This window comes from Lawsonella clevelandensis (genome assembly GCF_003241315.1).
GTDB lineage: Bacteria > Actinomycetota > Actinomycetes > Mycobacteriales > Mycobacteriaceae > Lawsonella > Lawsonella clevelandensis_A.
Window position 1 is genome coordinate 178,931 of record NZ_QFOZ01000001.1, and the last position, 18,268, is coordinate 197,198.

An 18,268-nucleotide genomic window follows, 5' to 3' on the forward strand; every position below is an offset into this window, starting at 1 on the left:
TGTCATGTTCACTGTTGCCGCAGATGTACATACGGTTACATTCCATGAGGGGAGAGACCACTGATCAACTCAGATGTAGCGGCTATGAAGGGTGAATTCCACACCCCATCTTTGGGGGATTTTTTTCCTGATCCAATATGGTTCCATGATGTTGCTGGAGGGTGGTTCACCCTCGACAGGCTCATGGTTGTGCGCCTATTCGTAGTACTTCTTGTCGCGCTTTTATTTGCATTAGCTTTTCGCAATCCCAAACTTGTTCCGGGCAAGCTGCAGAATGCTGCCGAAATGGTATTGGACTTTGTCCGTACTGGAGTAGCTGAGGATATTCTCGGTAAAAGAGAAGGTAAACGATTCCTTCCTCTCATTACTGCGACATTTGTTCTTGTCTTTTTCCTCAACTTACCGTCGATTATCCCGTTCCTTAACGTCTCGCCGAACGCACGTATTGGTATGCCGTTTGTACTGGCTATCGTCGGGTATATAGCGTTCATTTACGCAGGATCTCGTAAATACGGGTTCTTTAAATTCATGAAGTCTTCGGTCGTTATTCCGAATATGCCGGCGGCAATGCACATCATTGTTGTTCCGATCGAATTCATCTCCACATTCATTCTTCGTCCGGTTACTCTCACTATTCGTCTTATGGCGAATATGCTGTCAGGGCACCTTATTCTGGCCCTGATCTTTGCTGCTACTGACTTCTTCTTCTGGCAGTTCAATGGTTGGACTGTATTGTCCGCAGTCACGTTGGTCGCATCCGTTCTCTTCACACTTTTCGAACTTCTTGTGATCTTCTTGCAGGCGTACATTTTCGCATTGTTGGTAGCTGTGTATATTGACCTTTCACTCCATGCCGGTGAGCACTAGCTCCCTATCCCCATAACTTCATATCCATACGAATTTGAGCTTCCCCCACGATGGGTGGGGAGAATTAAGAAGGGAAAAATAATGGATCTGATGACGCTTGCCGCCAACACCGAAACCACCCTTAAGGGTCTCGGCACTGTCGGTTACGGTATCTCTACTCTTGGTCCTGGCCTTGGTATCGGAATTGTTGCTGGTAAAACAGTTGAGGCCATGGCTCGTCAGCCGGAAATGGCGGGACAGCTTCGTACCACCATGTTCCTCGGTATTGCCTTCACTGAAGCTTTGGCCCTTATTGCTCTTGTGGCCGGCTTCCTCTTCTAAACGTTGGACTATTCGAAAATGATGACCTCACTTATTCTTGCTTCTGGAGGAGAAGACTCGACCAAGAATATGCCTCTTGATGGCAGCCTTGGTCCGCTCTTCCCGACTAATTATGACGTGGTGTGGTCACTGGTCTGTTTCCTCATCATTATGCTGTTGATGTGGAAATTCGTTCTTCCGCGTTATGGGAAAGTATTCCAAGAACGACGCGATCGTATTGAAGGCGGCATGGCCAAGGCAGAAGAACTGCAGGTCAAGGCGCAGCAGACGTTGGACGAATACAACCAACAGCTGGCACAGGCTCACGATGATGCAACTAAGATTCGTGAAGAAGCGCGTGAACAGGGACGACAGATCGTGGCTGAGATGAAGGACAAAGCTGTCGCTGAGTCCGATCGTATCGTTGCCAGCGGACGGCAGTCCCTTGATGCCCAACGACAAAAGGCCTATACCGATCTCAAGAATGACATCGGTATACAAGCCACCAACCTCGCTGAGCTTATTCTTGGTGAAGAGCTGCACGAGGACGAAAAGCGGGCTAGTACCATTGATGCTTTCCTCGCTAACCTTGGTGACAATGACAATGCGGGAGTTGCCCGTCGATGACTGTCATGTATGCCGCCAGCCGTGATGCTCTTGCCCATATTCGTTCTCTTGCGGAAGACCTTATCCGTCAGAGTGAACAGTCTGTTGTTCTAGGACAACAGATGGGTGCCGAGCTATTCACCGTTGTGGAAATTATTGAAAAGGATCGTCCGACGCGTATCGCAGTGGCAGATGTTTCTGCTACTCCGCAACAGCGCAGAACTCTCATGACTAGTCTCATTGAGAACAAGGTATTGCCTGAAACCTTGCGCGTCTGCCAAGAAGCTGCTGGTTTGGATTGGTCCAATCCAGCTGATCTCCGTGATGGGCTTGTTCGTACTGCCCGTTCTGCATTACTACAAGCAGCCGAGCTTTCGAACTCGCTTCCGCAGGTAGAAGAAGAGCTTTTTCAGCTTAGCCGTACTATTAAGGCCCATCCTGGCTTAGAACAGGCCTTGGGTGATAGAAGAGCTTCCGCAGATGAGCGGCGTGCGTTGCTTGCTCAACTGTTGTACGGGAAAGTTTCAGCTATTTCGGAGATTCTTGCGTCGCAAGCAGTTGCTCGTCCACAAGAGGGACTTGCTGCTGATGATCTTGATATTCTGTCTCGCCAGGCGGCGCATGAAATTGGACGTCGAGTAGCTGATGTGACTACTCCCATAGCGTTAAATGATGCTCAGCGTGAAGCACTTCGCAAGAAACTTCATGGCATCTATGGCATTGAGGTGTCCATTCATGAGGTGATTAATCCCGCTATTCTCGGCGGTGTCATCATCAAGGTGGGCAGTGGAATTATTAATGGAAGTCTTGCTAGCAAGCTTGATTCGCTCCGGCGCAGCTTAGTCTAGATAAAACATTAGGAAGAGCAGGGAAAAGATGGCGGAGTTAAAGATCTCCTCCGAAGAAATTCGGGATGCCCTTGCGCAGTTCCGGGATAGTTACGATCCCAACGCTACCCGTAGTGAAGTTGGTGCTGTCGTTGAGGCAGCTGATGGTATTGCCCGTGTCAGTGGCCTACCGTCAGTTATGGCTAATGAGCTACTTGAATTCCCAGGTGGTGTACTTGGTGTTGCTCAAAACCTTGACGAGCGCGAAATCGGCGCTGTAGTACTGGGTAGCTTTGAACAGATTAAAGAGGGTGACGAAGTTCGTCGTACTGGGGAAGTACTTTCTATTCCCGTCGGCGATGCTTTCCTTGGCCGCGTTATTAATCCGCTGGGCCAGCCTATCGATGGTAAGGGCCCAATAGGGTCTGAGGCGGAACGCCCCCTCGAGCTGCAGGCACCTACTGTACTTCAACGTAAACCGGTCAGTGAGCCTATGCAGACAGGCTTAAAGGCTATTGATGCAATGACCCCTATTGGTCGTGGTCAGCGTCAGCTCATCATTGGCGATCGCAAGACTGGTAAAACCTCTATCTGTACTGACACTATTATCAACCAGAAGGCTAACTGGGAATCTGGAGATCCTTCTAAGCAAGTGCGGTGCATTTATGTTGCTATTGGTCAAAAGGGTTCCACTATCGCTGGTGTCCAAGCTGCGCTAGAAGAGTACGGCGCAATGGAATATACGACGATTGTGGCCGCTCCTGCATCTGATTCTGCTGGTTTTAAGTGGCTCGCTCCCTTCTCGGGCTCCGCTTTGGGTCAGCACTGGATGTACCAGGGCAAACACGTTCTTATTATTTTCGACGATCTATCTAAGCAGGCGGAAGCTTACCGAGCTATTTCGCTTCTGCTACGTCGTCCACCGGGACGTGAAGCATACCCTGGCGATGTGTTCTATCTGCACTCTCGTCTACTTGAGCGTTGTGCCAAGCTTTCTGATGACATGGGTGGCGGATCTATGACGGGTCTCCCCATCGTCGAGACCAAGGCTAATGACGTTTCTGCTTATATTCCAACGAACGTCATTTCTATTACAGATGGTCAGGTCTTCCTGGAGTCCAACCTCTTTAACAGTGGTGTTCGACCTGCTGTTAACGTTGGTATTTCTGTTTCCCGTGTCGGTGGTGCTGCACAGACAAAGGGAATGAAGAAAGTATCTGGCAGTGTGCGTCTGGATCTTGCTTCTTTCCGTGAGCTAGAAGACTTCGCTGCTTTTGCTTCCGACCTTGACGATGCGTCCAAGCGGCAGTTGGCTCGTGGTTCACGCTTGGTTGAAATCTTGAAGCAGGGTGAGCACCATCCGTGGCCAGTGGAAGACCAGATTGTCACCATTTACTTGGCCAGTAATGGTCACTACGACGAAGTCCCGGTAGGGGAGGTACGTCGTTTTGAAGAGCAGCTGATGAGTGAGTTGCATCGTAACTCTGCGGATATCTTCACTGATATTGAGGGCGGACAGCCGCTGACTGACGATGTTATCGCTAAGCTCGTTGCTGCAACTGACAACTTCAAGAAGATTTTCCGTCTCTCCGATGGTTCTGCATTGCATGCGGAGGCTATTGAAGAAGAAGCAGTCACACAAGAAACTCTGCCGGTGAAGCGTACTGCTTCTCGCGAAGCGTAAGGTGTGATGACAATGATGACGACTTCTACCAATCAGAGAGGAGGGAGCGATCTATGGCAGATTTGAAAGCGCTAAAAAATCGTATTTCGGCGACAAGGTCTAATGCGAAAATTTTTCACGCGCAGGAACTTATTGCTACGTCACGTATTACTCGTGCTCAGGCCCGTACTGCTGCACAAGCACCGTATGCACAAGAAATTGTCAACGTGCTGTCTGCAGTGGCTGGTGCGACTAACATGACGCATCCTCTTCTCGCAGATCGGTCTAATCCTAAGCGTGCAGCCGTGCTCATTATTACTAGTGATCGAGGCATGTGTGGCGGTTATAACCACAATGTTTTGAAGGCTTGTGATGAGCTCTGTGAGATGTTGAAAGAACATGGTACAGAACCAGTTCTCTATGTCATGGGGGCAAAAGGCATTGCCCACTACTCCTTCCATGATCATCACCTAGCAGGCCAATGGTCGGGATTCTCAATGAATCCAGAGTATGAGAATCTCAAGAGTCCCCTTGAACATCTGTTAGATAGCTACTTAACGGGGTCTGGAGGTACTTTGTCTGCCCCTGATGGCTCGGAAATTGCTGGTTGTGACGCCATTTACTTGGTGTACACCACATTCCGTTCGATGCTGTCTCAGATTCCAACAGTGCGTCGTATGATCCCAATTGAGCCGGTCTACGACGATGATCCCATTACTCTCGGTGAGGATTTACTCTCCGATCCGACTGATTCTGATTCGCTATCTCCTGAATATGAGTTTGAGCCAGATGCTGAAGAGCTTCTTGACAAGCTTCTGCCGCGTTATATTACGACGCGTGTTTTTGCAGCTGCGCTCGAATCAGCTGCTTCGGAGTGTGCTGCTCGTCGTACAGCAATGAAGGCAGCTACAGATAACGCTAATGAGCTCATTAAGGACTTGAGCCGCCTCGCTAACACGGCTCGACAGGCTCAGATTACCCAAGAAATTACCGAGATCGTTGGTGGAGCTGGCGCTCTCTCGGAGAGTGCAGGAAGAGATTAAGAGATGACCTCAGCCCTGACTGATCAAAAATCAGCGGATATCGCTCTTGAAGGACGAGTTGTTCGCGTTATCGGCGCCGTGGTGGATATAGAGTTCCCGCGGGGCGCCATTCCAGAAATTAATAATGCTCTCTATGTGAATGCTACTTTGAGCGGCAATACCCATAAGATCACGCTCGAGGTTGCCCAGCATCTGGGAGATAACATTGTCCGTACAATCGCTATGCAACCTACTGACGGTATTGTTCGTGGTGCCAAGGTTGTCGATAGCGGTAATCCCATTTCCGTGCCTGTGGGAGATGTCGTTAAGGGCCACATTTTTAACGCCCTTGGCGATTGCCTCGATAAGCCTGGTCTTGGGCGTGATGGAGAGCAGTGGTCCATTCACCGCGAGCCTCCAAGCTATGACCAACTTGAAGGTAAAACTGAGATCCTTGAAACCGGTATTAAGGTTATTGACCTCCTTACCCCCTACGTAAAGGGTGGCAAGATTGGCCTTTTCGGTGGTGCTGGTGTTGGTAAGACAGTGCTTATTCAGGAGATGATTACGCGTATTGCGCGTGAGTTCTCCGGTACCTCAGTATTCGCTGGTGTTGGTGAGCGTACCCGTGAAGGTACCGACCTCATTCTCGAGATGGGCGATATGGGTGTTCTTCCCGATACCGCTCTTGTGTTCGGACAGATGGACGAACCGCCGGGAGTTCGTATGCGCGTCGCACTTTCTGCTCTGACCATGGCGGAGTACTTCCGCGATGTACAGGGCCAGGATGTGCTTCTCTTCATCGACAACATCTTCCGTTTCACCCAGGCCGGTTCAGAGGTTTCTACCCTGCTAGGCCGTATGCCTTCCGCCGTGGGTTATCAGCCAACCTTGGCTGATGAAATGGGTCAGTTGCAGGAGCGTATTACCTCAGTTAAGGGTCACTCTATTACGTCACTGCAGGCTGTTTATGTGCCTGCTGATGACTACACCGACCCGGCACCTGCCACAACCTTCGCCCACCTTGATGCAACCACTGAGCTTTCACGTGGTATTGCTTCAAAGGGTATCTACCCGGCAGTGGATCCGCTTTCTTCTACCTCCCGTATTTTGGAGCCAGGTATTGTTGGCGAAGAGCATTATCGAGTTGCTCAGAATGTCATCAATATTTTGCAGAAGTACAAGGAGTTGCAGGATATCATCGCCATTCTTGGTATGGATGAACTTTCAGAAGAGGATAAGGTACTGGTTGGTCGTGCCCGCCGTATCGAGCGTTTCCTCGGCCAGAATATGCTGGTTGGTGAAAAGTTCACCGGTATCCCAGGTTCTGTTGTTCCTCTTTCCGATACTATTGAGGCCTTCGATAAGATCTGCCAGGGTGACTTTGATAATTATCCTGAGCAGGCTTTCAGCAATGTTGGTGGACTTGATCAGGTAGAGGACAGGGCCAAAGCTCTCGAGGAAGAATAATCTGTTATGTCTGACTTGGATGTTTCAATCGTTTCGGTTGATGGCTCAGTCTGGTCTGGTACCGCAGCTAGTGTTACTAGTACGACGGTTGAAGGCGAGATGGGTATCCTCTATGGGCGTCAGCCAATCCTTGCCCAGATGGCAGAGGACGGCGTTGTGACTGTACACAGCGCCGATGGTGACTTCCTCGTCTTTGCTGTTTCTGGCGGTCTTCTTTCATGCACAGGTAAGCATGTTATGGTGATGGCTGAAAAGGCTATCCCCGCCGACAACATATCTCTTGCGGATGTTGAGAAGCAGTTGGCTGATCTTCCAGAGGATACTCCCGAGTGGAAGCGGTCTCATTTGCGTGCACAAATTCGTGCCGCTAAGAGACTCGCTGCAGCAGCATAGTAAAAAAAGAATAGATGACTTTGTTTTGTACTTGGACTCTAACGACAAGTTGGAAATAGAAGTGGAATTCAAGGTATGCTGCCCTTATGTGGTGGGTTAGTATCGTAGCCGTCGGTGTGTTACTTATTGCACTGGCGGCTGCGTTGTATTTTTTCTACCGTCACATGACTGCACTGCAGGGTAAGGGGACGGGAGTGCTCATGCGGACGCTGCCTGCGGAAGGCAGTCATGGGTGGCGTCATGGGATCCTCGTCTATGAAGAAAATTGTGTACGCTACTACCAACTTCTTAAGTTTGTTAGCCGTCAATCATTCGATTTAAATCGCGAAGACATTCGTATCTCATCTCGTCGCAGCCCAAACTCTTCTGAGAGTTCGTTGATGGAAGAGAATACTCGTATTGTTTCCGTCACTGGCTGCACCCCAGAGGTAGAGTTAGCATTAAGTCCATCTGCGCATGCAGCATTATTGTCGTGGTTAGAATCTCGTCCCTCTAAGCGGTTATACCACCAAGGTCTGTAAATATTTGTGCTCTTTTTACTCTTCTTGTGAGGAGAGCTTTTTGTGGGGCAGCGACTTTATAACTGTGTGGTGTTGTGGTCGGGCGTATTAGTCTGCATAGTGCCGTCGTGGTGCTTGTTCTGCTGCTGTCGTTCCTTGCGTAGGGCAAAAGATGTGACAACGGGGTTTTCTGGGCGTGCAAGTACGGTTGCGTCGGAGCGACCTCGTAGGACTGTTGCGCCGTCAATCATCCAGAAATGGGCTTCTTCTTCATTGGCCATATTAACTGTTCTCTGTGACGCTAAAATACGGCCGGGCTCTTGTTTAGCAAGCTCAGACAGGCGCGATGCGATATTGACGGGATCACCGATAACGGTGTATTCGTAACGATCTTTTGACCCAATATTGCCGGCAACTACACGGCCTGCTGATATTCCTACTGCGGCAGCAATCTCGGGAAGTTCATGATCGAGACGGTTCATAACTACCCGAGCGCAATAGAGTGATGCGCCTGCTGGATCCGGGTGATCGTCCGGGACATTAAAAATGGCTAGTACTGCATCGCCGGCGAATTTATTAACGACTCCACCTGCACGATTAACTTCCTCTACAACAATTGTGTAGAAGCGATTGAGCAGGTCAACAACGGTGTAACTGTCGTATTCTAAACTGAGCTTTGTAGACCCAATAATGTCAATAAAGAAGACAGAAGCGTCTCGCTTTGTGACGTTTCGTTCTTCAGGCTGAGCAGAGAGCGCCTGATCAGCAATTTTTGACCCCACGTGTTGGCGGAATAGGTCTTTTATATGCTGTTGTTCGCGCAGCTCATGCACCATGTTGTTGAATCCAGCTTGAAGTTCACCAATTTCAGAGCCATCGAACACTGCAACTTCGGTATCTAAATCACCCACTGATACGCGTTCCATGCCGTGACGTACTTGCTGCAATGGGGGAGTGATGTACGTGGAAATCTGCAGGTTGAGTACAGCGGAGAAGAGTAGTACGCATACTGCAATGATGACGATGAAGCGTGACATCTCTTGGATAGAGAATTCAGTTGTATGAAGATTCGTAGCACCAATAAGAAGAAGCCCTAGGATAGGCAAACCGGTACCTGCCAACCATACGAGGAACATGCGGGACGCAATTCCCGTGACGGTACGGCTTTGTGGCCCATAGTGGGAGAGGACAACGGAAGCTGCGGGGCGGAGCGCGAACTCTGAGGCGAGAAAACAGAGTGCCGCCATAATGATTGACCCAACGATAACAGTAAGGGCAACTTTTAACCCCATAGAGGGTTCTATATGGCCATAACAACAGCCGAAAATAAGCGCCCCAATAAGCCAGAGAATGAGCTGTAGAAGTGTCAGGTAACGCGGCCCGAGTAAAACTAGCGTGCGATTTTTCTCTGTAGGGGGTTGTTCATCGACGAACCACTTCAAAGCATAGTTTGTATAGAAGTAGCACCCAGAAATTCCCACAATATAAGAGATAGCGATAAAGGCAGGAACTGCTTTCCAGGTAAGTGTTGCGACGTCGGGAGCAAAGATACGATCTGACGGCACAATGCTGGAGATAATGAGGAGACATGCCAGAGCACCGGATAAGTGAGCGCCGCTGAGGAGTGCCCACAAAAGAAGAAAAATACGAGTTCGTGTTTTTTTCGGTGTGTCGTTAGCAGATCCGAGAAGAGGAGACCCGAACCGCGATTCGTGTTTCTTGGGAGTCTCTTCTGTGGATGATTCCACCGGAGTAATGTACCTACGAGGGTACGGAGGCCGGTGTGGTTTGGGAGAGTGCGCAGTCATTGTCTTTAAGCCTAAAACTCCACATGTAGTTGTACCAATGACCATGCAGCCAGGGTCTGCGCATCATTAATAAGACCAGCGGATATAGACTTTTTTAGTTTCGGTAGTGGCCACCATCGGCACACTATATCGGCTTCCGTATCTTCTCTTTCTGGCGAGCCAGGGGTTAAGTCACGCATAAGAAAAACATGTTGTACTTGGTCAACGAATCCGGGAGCTACGTCAATACAACCAACTTTAGTGACGGTTGCTGCACGATAGCCTGTTTCTTCGCGGAGCTCTCTTTGCGCAAGGTCATTTGGGTTTTGCTCAGCACGATGTGGAGCAGTCCCGGCGATGAATTCCCAGGAGCGTCGCTGGAGAGCGTAGCGGTACTGCTCCACCATAAGAACTTCGCCTTCTTTATGACATTGGGAAGGCCGCCATGCCACAACGACAACCCCACTGGGTTTATGAACAACGCCATAGATCCCGGGAGAACCATCTGCCTGCCGAAGATCAGATTCGGTAACTACCATCCAGTTATTCCGATATACCTCGCGAGTTGCAAGAGTAGTTGGTTGTCCAAAAACAGGTTCGTGGGGTAGTGGACACTCGCAGCCTGACATAGCTCCATTCTAAGCAAGGTAATGCCCATTTCCACACAATCTGCCCTATCGTAGGAGGGGTGCGATTAGTTATTGCAGACTGCCAAGTAGATTATGTTGGTCGGCTAAGTGCCCACCTTCCTATGTCCCGTCGTCTTATTCTGATAAAAGCTGATGGTTCTATTAGCGTGCATGCAGATGACCGCGCTTATAAACCACTGAATTGGATGACACCACCCTGTTGGTTTGACGAGCAAGATGTCTTAGATGAAGATGACGTACCCACTGGAGAAAAACTGTGGGTCGTCGAGAATAAAGCACGCGAGCAACTCCGTATTCTTATCGGAGATATTGTGCTGGATGAAGAAATTGAGCTTGGACCGGATCCTGGGCTTGAAAAAGATGGCGTGGAGCAACATCTTCAGGAACTTTTAGCCGAGCATATTGATGTTTTGGGTGAAGGTTTTACGTTGGTACGGCGTGAGTACCCTACTGCCATTGGCCCTGTCGACATTCTGTGTCGGGATGCGGAGGGAGGCGCAGTGGCAGTAGAGATTAAGCGTGTGGGTGGTATCGATGGGGTTGAGCAACTTACCCGTTATCTCGATATGTTGAATCGTGATCCACTGTTGGCGCCGGTTATGGGAGTTTTTGCTGCACAGAGTATTAAACCGCAGGCGCAGACACTGGCGGAAGATCGTGGAATCCGTTGCGCTATCTTAGATTATGATGAATTACGCGGTATCGAGAGTACTGAGCTGCGGCTTTTTTGATAGAAGAATACACTTGTTTGTAATGACGCAAGAGGTGAGGAAGTTTCGTGGAAAATATTGATCTCTCTGCTCTCAAAAAAGTTGCAGAAGCCCGTGTTGCCGAAGAAGAACAACGTGCAAAAGCTCATCAGCCTCATCCAAACGAAGGCATGACGGGAGCTGCAGCGGATAGTGCTCATACTGCTGCTAGTGCCGCTGAGAATGAGAGCACTATTTTCAGAACAGATACAGAGACATCTCATGGTGTCTCTCTCCCCACCGTTATTGAACTTACGGAAGCCAACTTTGAAGCTATGCTCAAGGTGTCGGACTATGTTCCCGTAGTTGTGGAACTATGGGCTGACTGGTCGCAGCCTTGTAAGCAGTTCACTCCTCTTCTTGAGAAGTTAGCCGCTGATTACCATGGTCAATGGATCCTTGCGACAGCAAATACTGAAAAAGAAGTAGTGCTGGCGCAAGCCTTCAAAGCGCAATCTGTACCGACAGTAGTGGCTATGGCGAAGGGACGTCCGCTTGATGCGTTTGCGGGTGTGCAGCCGGAAGCGCAGCTAAGGGGATGGCTTGATGCTCTCCTTAACGTTGTCAACGGACGATTGACTCCTATTCCTGCCGATGGCACTATTCCAGGACTTGACGCTTTTGGCGAGTTTGGATCTACCTCAGAAGATGCTGTGCCTGCGTCACCTAGCATTGTTGATGAAGCGGATGCACTAGCCGATAAAGGCGACTATGCTGCCGCTGAGAAGCTACTGCATGACTATTTGGCTCATCATCCGGGAGATCACGCGGCAGAATCGGCATTAGCCCTGTACCAAACGCTTGCCCGTGCAGCCACTACTGACGAGAACACTATTGCAAAAGCGGACGCACACCTAGACGATGTTTCTGCACAGTGCGATGCAGCCGATCGAGAGATGACAGAAGTAGGAGCAGAAGCAGCATTTATGCGATTGCTCAACACGATCGCTCGCACTACTGGTGATGACAGAGCTAAAGCACGTGACCATCTAGTGAAGCTATTCGCTATGTGTGACTCTGCCGATCCTCTAGTTTTAGCCGCACGGCAGCAATTAGCATCGTTGCTTTTTTAGGTATCTTTTCGATAGCAAAGACGTGCGCGACGCTTCCGTGGAATACGCGGAAGCGTAAAGATGTGTGCAATACTCTCCTCTGGTGTTAATTTCACATGATTGCAGTCTGTCCAGCGGAAAGTTTGTTGTGTGACATCGTCGTAAACGTCTATGTGGTCGTGCCAGTCCAATCCTAGGGCAGGCATGTTGAGACTGATTGTGGTCTCCTCTGTCTCTCGTGGATTGAGAGTAATAACAACACAAACAGAGTCACCAGTTTTTGGATCGAATTTTGAGTATGCAATAACAGCATCATTATCGCAGTGATGAAAAACTAGCTGACGATTTTGCTGTAGTGCTGGATGCTCGCGACGAATACGGTTGAGGGTAGTAATCCACGGCTCTACGCTCTTTCCCTCTGCGCAGGCTTGGGCGAAATCGCGTGGACGGAGTTCATATTTTTCAGAGTGGAGGTATTCCTCCGAACCTGGTAGAACAGCATGTTCACAGATTTCAAAACCGGAGTACATACCCCAGCTGGCAAAGAGGGTAGCTGCCAGGGCAGCACGGATGGCAAACATTTGCGGGTTACCATCGTGCAGATTTTCCTGTAGCACACTGGGAGTATTAGTAAAAAGATTTGGCCGGGCTTCATCGAGGTGGCGGAGTGTGTGGAGACTGAACTCCTCTAATTCTTGCTTTGTTGTTTTCCATATAAAGTGCGTGTAGGACTGCGAAAAGCCCAAACGTGCAAGACCGAACATAGGAGCAGGGCGGGTGAATGTTTCAGCAAGGAAAAGAACATCTGAATCTGTCTTTTTAATGCGAGAGATAAGGTCTTCCCAGAACATTCCCGGCTTACTATCGGGTCGGTCGACGGCGAAGATGCGGACGCCTCTTTTTATCCATACACGGACGATACGCTCGATTTCTTGTATCAGCCCGTCATAGTCATTGTCGAAGTTGAGAAGATAAATATCGGGGTATTTATGCGGAGGATTTTCCGCAACAGCCAGGTACCCATCGGGAAGGATAGTGAACCATTCGGGGTGTGACTGCACCCATGGATGGTCTGGAGCGCACTGCAAGGTAAGGCTGAGGGCAACATCTAAGCCCTGCTTGCGGGCAGCTTTAACAAGGTGGGCAAGATCTTTCTTAGTTCCCAACTGTGGATGGGTTGCGTCGTGACCGCCCTCTTTAGAACCAATAGCCCAGGAGCTGCCAACATCTTGTGGTGTTGCGGTAAGAGAATTGTCACGCCCTTTTCTATTCACTTCTCCAATGGGGTGAATGGGAGGAAAATAGACAACATCGAATCCCATGTCGGCAATGCGTTTTAACTCTTTTTCCGTGGTGGAGAAGCTACCGTGAACTGGTTTGCCATTCTTGTCACGACCACCTGTAGACCGGGGGAAGAGCTCATACCAGGAGCTAAACATTGCCTTCGTACGATCGACCCATATGCGGTAAGGCTTCCCATGAGTGAGGAGATCTCGTACGGGACGTTTGGCAAGGATCTTTGTAACTTTTTTAGAGAGGGCCGGACCAACGCGTTCAGGTAGTGCAAGAGTAGTGTCGCGTAAGGCGTTAATAGCCTCTTGAAGCACTGCTTTTACAGTTTTTTTACTGTTTTGAAGCAATGCGGCTTCCAGTATTTCGGCACCAATTTCAAGATCGTTAGCAAGGTCGTGAGCTTCTTGGCCCGCATTAATCTTCGCAGTGATGTCGTGTACCCACGTAGAACGAACATCTGACCATGTATCAATGCGGAATGTCCACATTCCTTCAGTATCGGGGACAAAGCAAGCGTGAAAAGTATCGTCGATATCACCAGGCGTCATGCTAATACGCTGCGCTTTAGTATGGTCAGGACCCTTTACCCAGAGCGTACAAGCAAGTTTGTTGTACCCTTCGCGCCATGCGGTTGCGCTGACCGGAATAACTTCTCCTACAACAGCTTTAGAAGGAGAGTTTCCATTATCGACAACGGGCTGGACATTAGTAACACCGAACCGTCCGATCACTGCGGTTTCTCCCTAAAAAGATATCACTCTTCGATATCAGCATAGTGGATAAACGGTACCGCTGATACCATCACTAGAGAGCAAGAGGAAGGGGTCTGAGGTGGCTTTCGCTGATAGTCCAGTACAGTATCCAACACAGCATTCAGCACACAATGGTGCAACTGTATCATGGGGGAATGTTGTAGATGCGCGTGACGTCCTACTTTACCGCGGCGATACCACTCTTGTGGGTCCCCTTAGCTGGCGTGTTAATGCGGGTGAACAATGGATTATTTTTGGGCCTAATGGTGCCGGAAAGACATCCCTCCTACGCCTTCTAACTGGCGATCTGTACCCATCTCGAGGAACTCTGAACGTCCTCGGGGAAGAATTCGGGCATACTGATCTCACCGAATTACGAACTCGCATAGGAGTGTCCTCCGCTGCTTTAGCGCGTCATGTACCCGCCCAAGAAACTGTCCTCAATGTTGTCCTATCTGCCGGATATTCCATGCTTGGTCGGTGGAAAGAGGAATACCTTCCCGAAGACCTCGATAGGGCAACAGCATTACTGGAAGATTTCTCTGTTATTCATTTACACGATCGTCCCTTTGGCCTGTTAAGCGAAGGGGAGCAGAAGCGTGTCCTTATTGCGCGAGCTCTTATGGCGGTGCCAGAACTGTTACTTCTTGACGAACCCACTTCTGGTCTCGATCTAGGAGGCCGAGAAGATGTTATTGAACTGTTAGAACTTCTCGCACAAGATCCACAAGCCCCTGCCATGGTTATGGTGACGCACCACGTAGAGGAAATCCCACGGTGTTTTACCCACGCAATGATCCTGCGTGAAGGACAGGTAGTTCACCAAGGTCCTATTGCAGACGTCATTACATCGCAAACTATGTCGGATGCCTTCGCACAGCCCATTACCGTTACCAGGGAAGATGGGCGCTTTTTCGCACATCGTGACTATGCACGAGGCCGTCACAGTATGGATCTATCTGGCCGCTGAACACCTATAGTTCCACAGTGTAAATAAGTGTAAATACAACCATAAAACGGATAAGGCAGCGAACTGTGACGATAGTAGCTTCCCCTGAACTAGTAGAGTGGTGGACCACTCCTGCTGGAGAAGATCTCATTAATGCTGTAAGCGCTTTATCGTGGACTCCCGCAGATAGTCTCTCGTCAACGGCACAACTTCGGAGACACTATCCAGATCTCACGCCAGAAATACTGAATGGGACAATTGATCTGGTGCAAGCACGGCAGCGGGCAGTGGAAAAACTAGGGCCTGCCAGTGCCCACTGGTTTCTCACTTTGGCAGCAGTTCAACAAGCTACTCCCTATGCGGTAACACACTACCGATCCCGTCGACTTCTCAGTAGTGATAGTACGATTGCACAGCCTATTCACGATGCCACCTGCTCAGTGGGAACAGAAGTGGCCGCACTAGTCCAGGCTGGCAGCACAGGAGAACTCAGCGGGTCAGATATTGATCAGGCTCGTTTAGCTATGGCGCGCCACAATGTTCCCACAGTCGCATTCCAGGAAGCGGATTGTCTCCACCCCGTATGGGGGAGCGACGTCATCACCCTGCTAGATCCTGCCCGGCGAACCGCCACAGGACAAAGACGCTACCGGGGACCCGATGCCACCACCCCCTCACTGACAGCTGTCCTGGAGGCATATCGTCAGCGCCCGTACCTGATGAAATGCGCCCCTGGTATCGAGTGGGACAAACTTTTCGCAGACGGGTGGGGCACAGGCCCCTGGCAGGGAGAAGTTGAGATTATTTCCATTACCGGATCACACGATGGGGGAGTAAAAGAGGCCGCCCTATGGTCCGTCGATCTGCTTAACCGTATAGCAGGCACAGCAGTGAATGTGGCAGAGGATAACGACGGATACACCAGACGCCGCGCCACCATACTGAGCTCAAACGGGCAGATCGTTGACCAGATAACAAACAGTGCCGCCAACGAGGCCGCTGCCGCAGATGTTCCTACCAGAGAAGTAGGAGAAATCCTCATCGAACCAGACGGGGCAATTGTGCGCGCCGGGCTGGTGCGACACTGGGCAGCACGGCACGGACTGTGGCAACTGGATACGCGTATTGCTCATCTTACGGGTTCTGCCGCACCTGCAGGGGTTGCCTATTATCCAGTGGTAGAGCAAATGCGTTACCGCGTCGCAGACATCAAGAAGGCGCTACGGCATTACCCCACATCAAGCATAGAAATCCTGGTACGCGGCGTTGACGTTGACCCAGCACACCTACGGAAAGCAATTCTTCCTAAACCAGTATCGGACGCTCCCGCCCGTACCCTGGTTATTAGCCGCGTGGGAAGCAATGCAGTGGCATTTCTCTGCGAGGCTCGCCGCATTGGACAATAGTTCCACCCTCTTGGCCAGTTCAGCATTTGTAAACCACGATAAATACGGGTCAATGGACAAATACGGGTCAATACATGTCAAAACTAAGCGCCAAATGGAGAGAAAACTAGGTTGAAAAAGCTATTAGAGTTACCATCTTTGCAGGCGTATTTCCGCTAGTGCACCCTCAAGCAGGAGGTTTACATGTCAGCCACAGTCGTTCTTGTAAAACAAGTTCCTGACTATGAGACAGACAATTCCTTGACCGACGATTTTCGTCTCAACCGCGAAAACGTTGACAAGATCTTAGACGAAACTAATGAGCATGCTGTGGAAGCCGCTGTACAGCTCAATGATATCCTGGAAACCCCACATGAGATCATTGCTCTCACTATGGGCCCTGACAGTGCCGTCGAAGCACTGCGTCGCGCCATGGCAATGGGGGCAGACCGTGGCATTCACATCTGCGATGACGCTCTCGTTGGTTCCGATGCCATCCAAACCTCTTGGGTTCTTGCAAACGCTCTTGGCCATATCGAAGATACAAAACTTATCGTTTGCGGTGACCAATCATCAGATGCAGGTGCGGGCACTGTACCTGCAATCGTTGCTGAGTACCTAGGTATTCCAGCTCTTACCAGCATCCATTCCCTCACCGTTGAACCTGATGGATCCCTCATCGCTGAGCGTGCCACAGACGGCTTTACCTACCAGCTCACCGCGGAAATGCCCGCCCTCATCTCCGTCACAGAAACAATGAACGAACCCCGTTTCCCCTCCTTCAAAGGCATTATGGCTGCCAAGAAAAAGGAAGTTACAGAATGGACTCTTGCGGATATTGGTGTCCTTCCCACACAAGTAGGGCAAAAAGGTGCCGGCACAACAGTAACCGCTACTGAAGAACGGCCTGCCAAATCGCAAGGCGATATTTTTGTTGATAACGGTGATGGTGCTCAACGCATCATGAACTACCTCGTCGCAAAGAAGCTTGTATAGGAGACTATGACCTATGACTATTCTTGTCCCCATTTCCTACACTGGCCGCGGCGACCAGGTACGCCCCACACAATCTAGCCTTGAAGCTCTCACCGCTGCCCGATCCATAGATACGGTGCATGCAATAGTCGTCTGTGAACCAGGCGTTTCAGAAACTCTCGCGGAGGCAATCGCCCCCTACGGTGTAGACGTTCTCCACGCTGCCGAAGACAAGGACGCTTTTACTTTCTTCGCCACCCCCACCGTTGATCTTGTTAGTAGTATCGCTATCGCCGAAGACGCTGCTGGCGTTCTCCTTCCCGATAGCATTATGAACCGCGAAATTGCTGGCCGTATTGCCGTACGCCTCGGCTCTGGACTTGCCTCCGATGTTGTCGCTCTTACCGATATCACCCACGTCACACATTCCATCTTCGGATCACAGCTTGACGTCGCCGCCGAAATACACGGACGCTACCCAGTGGTAGTACTTCGTAACGGCGTTATCGATATCTCCGAAATTTCGCAGGACGACCAAAAAACCGTAGAAATTCGTACAGTCTCTTTACCAGACCCCACTATTCGACGCAGCGTCAAAATTATGAAATGGCAAGAAGACGCCCCGAGCGACCGTCCCAACCTCACTCAAGCAAAAGTTGTTGTAGCTGGTGGCCGCGGTGTGGGATCGGCAGAAGGATTCCACGACTATGTTGAGGGACTTGCCGACCAACTAGGCGCTGCAGTAGGCACCACGCGTGACGCGGTAGATCTTGGATACTGCTCAGGAACTCTCCAAATTGGGCAAACTGGCGTCACCGTCAATCCCGATCTCTACATTGGGCTAGGTATTTCGGGCGCTATCCAGCACAAAGCGGGAATGCAAAATTCTAAACATATTGTGGTTGTCAACAATGATCCCGACGCACAACTTTTTTCACTCGCCGACCTGGGAATTGTTGGTGATGTAGAAGAAATTGTGCCGCAACTTATTGAACTGCTCAAAGCACGCAGCTGACAACAGTCATCGT

At 50.1% G+C, this 18,268-nt stretch carries 18 protein-coding genes; 15 read left to right on the forward strand and 3 right to left on the reverse strand.

From position 1 onward, the window contains the following. Positions 1-84 precede the first annotated feature (84 nt). The 9 genes from atpB to DI579_RS00830 all read left to right on the forward strand — a co-directional run bounded on the left by atpB (position 85) and on the right by DI579_RS00830 (position 7,669). Positions 85-867 (forward strand): F0F1 ATP synthase subunit A, encoded by a 783-nt coding sequence (gene atpB / locus DI579_RS00790; RefSeq protein ID WP_290595481.1) that lies wholly within the window; start codon positions 85-87, stop codon positions 865-867. Positions 868-948: 81 nt separating this feature from the next. After that, the gene (locus tag DI579_RS00795) at positions 949-1,188 is read left to right on the forward strand and encodes an ATP synthase F0 subunit C (protein ID WP_290595480.1); all 240 of its coding nucleotides are present in this window, start codon (positions 949-951) and stop codon (positions 1,186-1,188) included. Positions 1,189-1,206: 18 nt separating this feature from the next. Further along, the gene (locus tag DI579_RS00800) at positions 1,207-1,794 is read left to right on the forward strand and encodes a F0F1 ATP synthase subunit B (protein WP_303678550.1); all 588 of its coding nucleotides are present in this window, start codon (positions 1,207-1,209) and stop codon (positions 1,792-1,794) included. Next, entirely contained in the window at positions 1,791-2,621 is an 831-nt protein-coding gene (locus DI579_RS00805) for a F0F1 ATP synthase subunit delta (RefSeq protein WP_303678551.1), read from the forward strand. Before DI579_RS00800 ends, DI579_RS00805 begins: the two co-directional genes overlap by 4 nt. Positions 2,622-2,649: 28 nt before the next feature. Beyond that, positions 2,650-4,284, forward strand: coding sequence for a F0F1 ATP synthase subunit alpha (atpA, locus tag DI579_RS00810; protein WP_290595477.1), 1,635 nt, complete (start codon positions 2,650-2,652; stop codon positions 4,282-4,284). Between the two features lie 53 nt (positions 4,285-4,337). Further along, positions 4,338-5,306 carry a F0F1 ATP synthase subunit gamma gene (locus DI579_RS00815; protein WP_290595476.1) on the forward strand — a complete coding sequence of 323 codons (969 nt, stop codon included), beginning with the start codon at positions 4,338-4,340 and terminating at the stop codon, positions 5,304-5,306. A 3-nt stretch (positions 5,307-5,309) separates the two neighbouring features. Continuing rightward, complete coding sequence (gene atpD, locus DI579_RS00820; RefSeq protein ID WP_290595475.1) at positions 5,310-6,755, forward strand: F0F1 ATP synthase subunit beta; 1,446 nt, start codon at positions 5,310-5,312, stop codon at positions 6,753-6,755. Positions 6,756-6,761: 6 nt separating this feature from the next. Next, positions 6,762-7,148 (forward strand): F0F1 ATP synthase subunit epsilon, encoded by a 387-nt coding sequence (locus tag DI579_RS00825; RefSeq protein ID WP_290595474.1) that lies wholly within the window; start codon positions 6,762-6,764, stop codon positions 7,146-7,148. A gap of 86 nt (positions 7,149-7,234) precedes the next feature. After that, positions 7,235-7,669, forward strand: coding sequence for a DUF2550 domain-containing protein (locus DI579_RS00830; protein WP_290595473.1), 435 nt, complete (start codon positions 7,235-7,237; stop codon positions 7,667-7,669). A 56-nt stretch (positions 7,670-7,725) separates the two neighbouring features. On the opposite strand, the gene DI579_RS00835 is transcribed toward DI579_RS00830, so the two are convergent. Beyond that, positions 7,726-9,396 (reverse strand): adenylate/guanylate cyclase domain-containing protein, encoded by a 1,671-nt coding sequence (locus DI579_RS00835; RefSeq protein ID WP_303678552.1) that lies wholly within the window; start codon positions 9,394-9,396, stop codon positions 7,726-7,728. Positions 9,397-9,467: 71 nt separating this feature from the next. Beyond that, a complete protein-coding gene (locus DI579_RS00840; RefSeq protein ID WP_290595471.1) occupies positions 9,468-10,064 on the reverse strand; it encodes an NUDIX hydrolase in 597 nt (198 codons plus the stop codon). Positions 10,065-10,123: 59 nt separating this feature from the next. Between DI579_RS00840 and nucS the strand changes: the two genes are divergently transcribed. Both nucS and DI579_RS00850 read left to right on the forward strand, forming a co-directional pair. Continuing rightward, positions 10,124-10,816, forward strand: coding sequence for an endonuclease NucS (gene nucS / locus DI579_RS00845; RefSeq protein WP_290595470.1), 693 nt, complete (start codon positions 10,124-10,126; stop codon positions 10,814-10,816). 47 nt (positions 10,817-10,863) lie between these two features. Then, entirely contained in the window at positions 10,864-11,907 is a 1,044-nt protein-coding gene (locus DI579_RS00850; RefSeq protein ID WP_303678553.1) for a tetratricopeptide repeat protein, read from the forward strand. Here the strand turns inward: DI579_RS00850 and DI579_RS00855 are convergent. Then, positions 11,904-13,910: a maltotransferase domain-containing protein gene (locus DI579_RS00855; RefSeq protein WP_290595468.1), complete on the reverse strand. Its 2,007-nt coding sequence runs from the start codon at positions 13,908-13,910 to the stop codon at positions 11,904-11,906. The two genes, DI579_RS00850 and DI579_RS00855, sit on opposite strands and share 4 nt — an antisense overlap. 100 nt (positions 13,911-14,010) lie before the next feature. Between DI579_RS00855 and DI579_RS00860 the strand changes: the two genes are divergently transcribed. The 4 genes from DI579_RS00860 to DI579_RS00875 all read left to right on the forward strand — a co-directional run bounded on the left by DI579_RS00860 (position 14,011) and on the right by DI579_RS00875 (position 18,255). Then, positions 14,011-14,901 (forward strand): ABC transporter ATP-binding protein, encoded by an 891-nt coding sequence (locus tag DI579_RS00860; protein ID WP_290595467.1) that lies wholly within the window; start codon positions 14,011-14,013, stop codon positions 14,899-14,901. Between the two features lie 65 nt (positions 14,902-14,966). Further along, a complete protein-coding gene (locus DI579_RS00865) occupies positions 14,967-16,286 on the forward strand; it encodes a class I SAM-dependent methyltransferase (RefSeq protein WP_290595466.1) in 1,320 nt (439 codons plus the stop codon). Positions 16,287-16,469: 183 nt separating this feature from the next. Continuing rightward, positions 16,470-17,261, forward strand: a complete 792-nt coding sequence (locus DI579_RS00870; protein ID WP_290595465.1) for an electron transfer flavoprotein subunit beta/FixA family protein — start codon at positions 16,470-16,472, stop codon at positions 17,259-17,261. Positions 17,262-17,274: 13 nt separating this feature from the next. After that, positions 17,275-18,255, forward strand: a complete 981-nt coding sequence (locus DI579_RS00875) for an electron transfer flavoprotein subunit alpha/FixB family protein (RefSeq protein WP_290595464.1) — start codon at positions 17,275-17,277, stop codon at positions 18,253-18,255. Positions 18,256-18,268 lie beyond the last annotated feature (13 nt).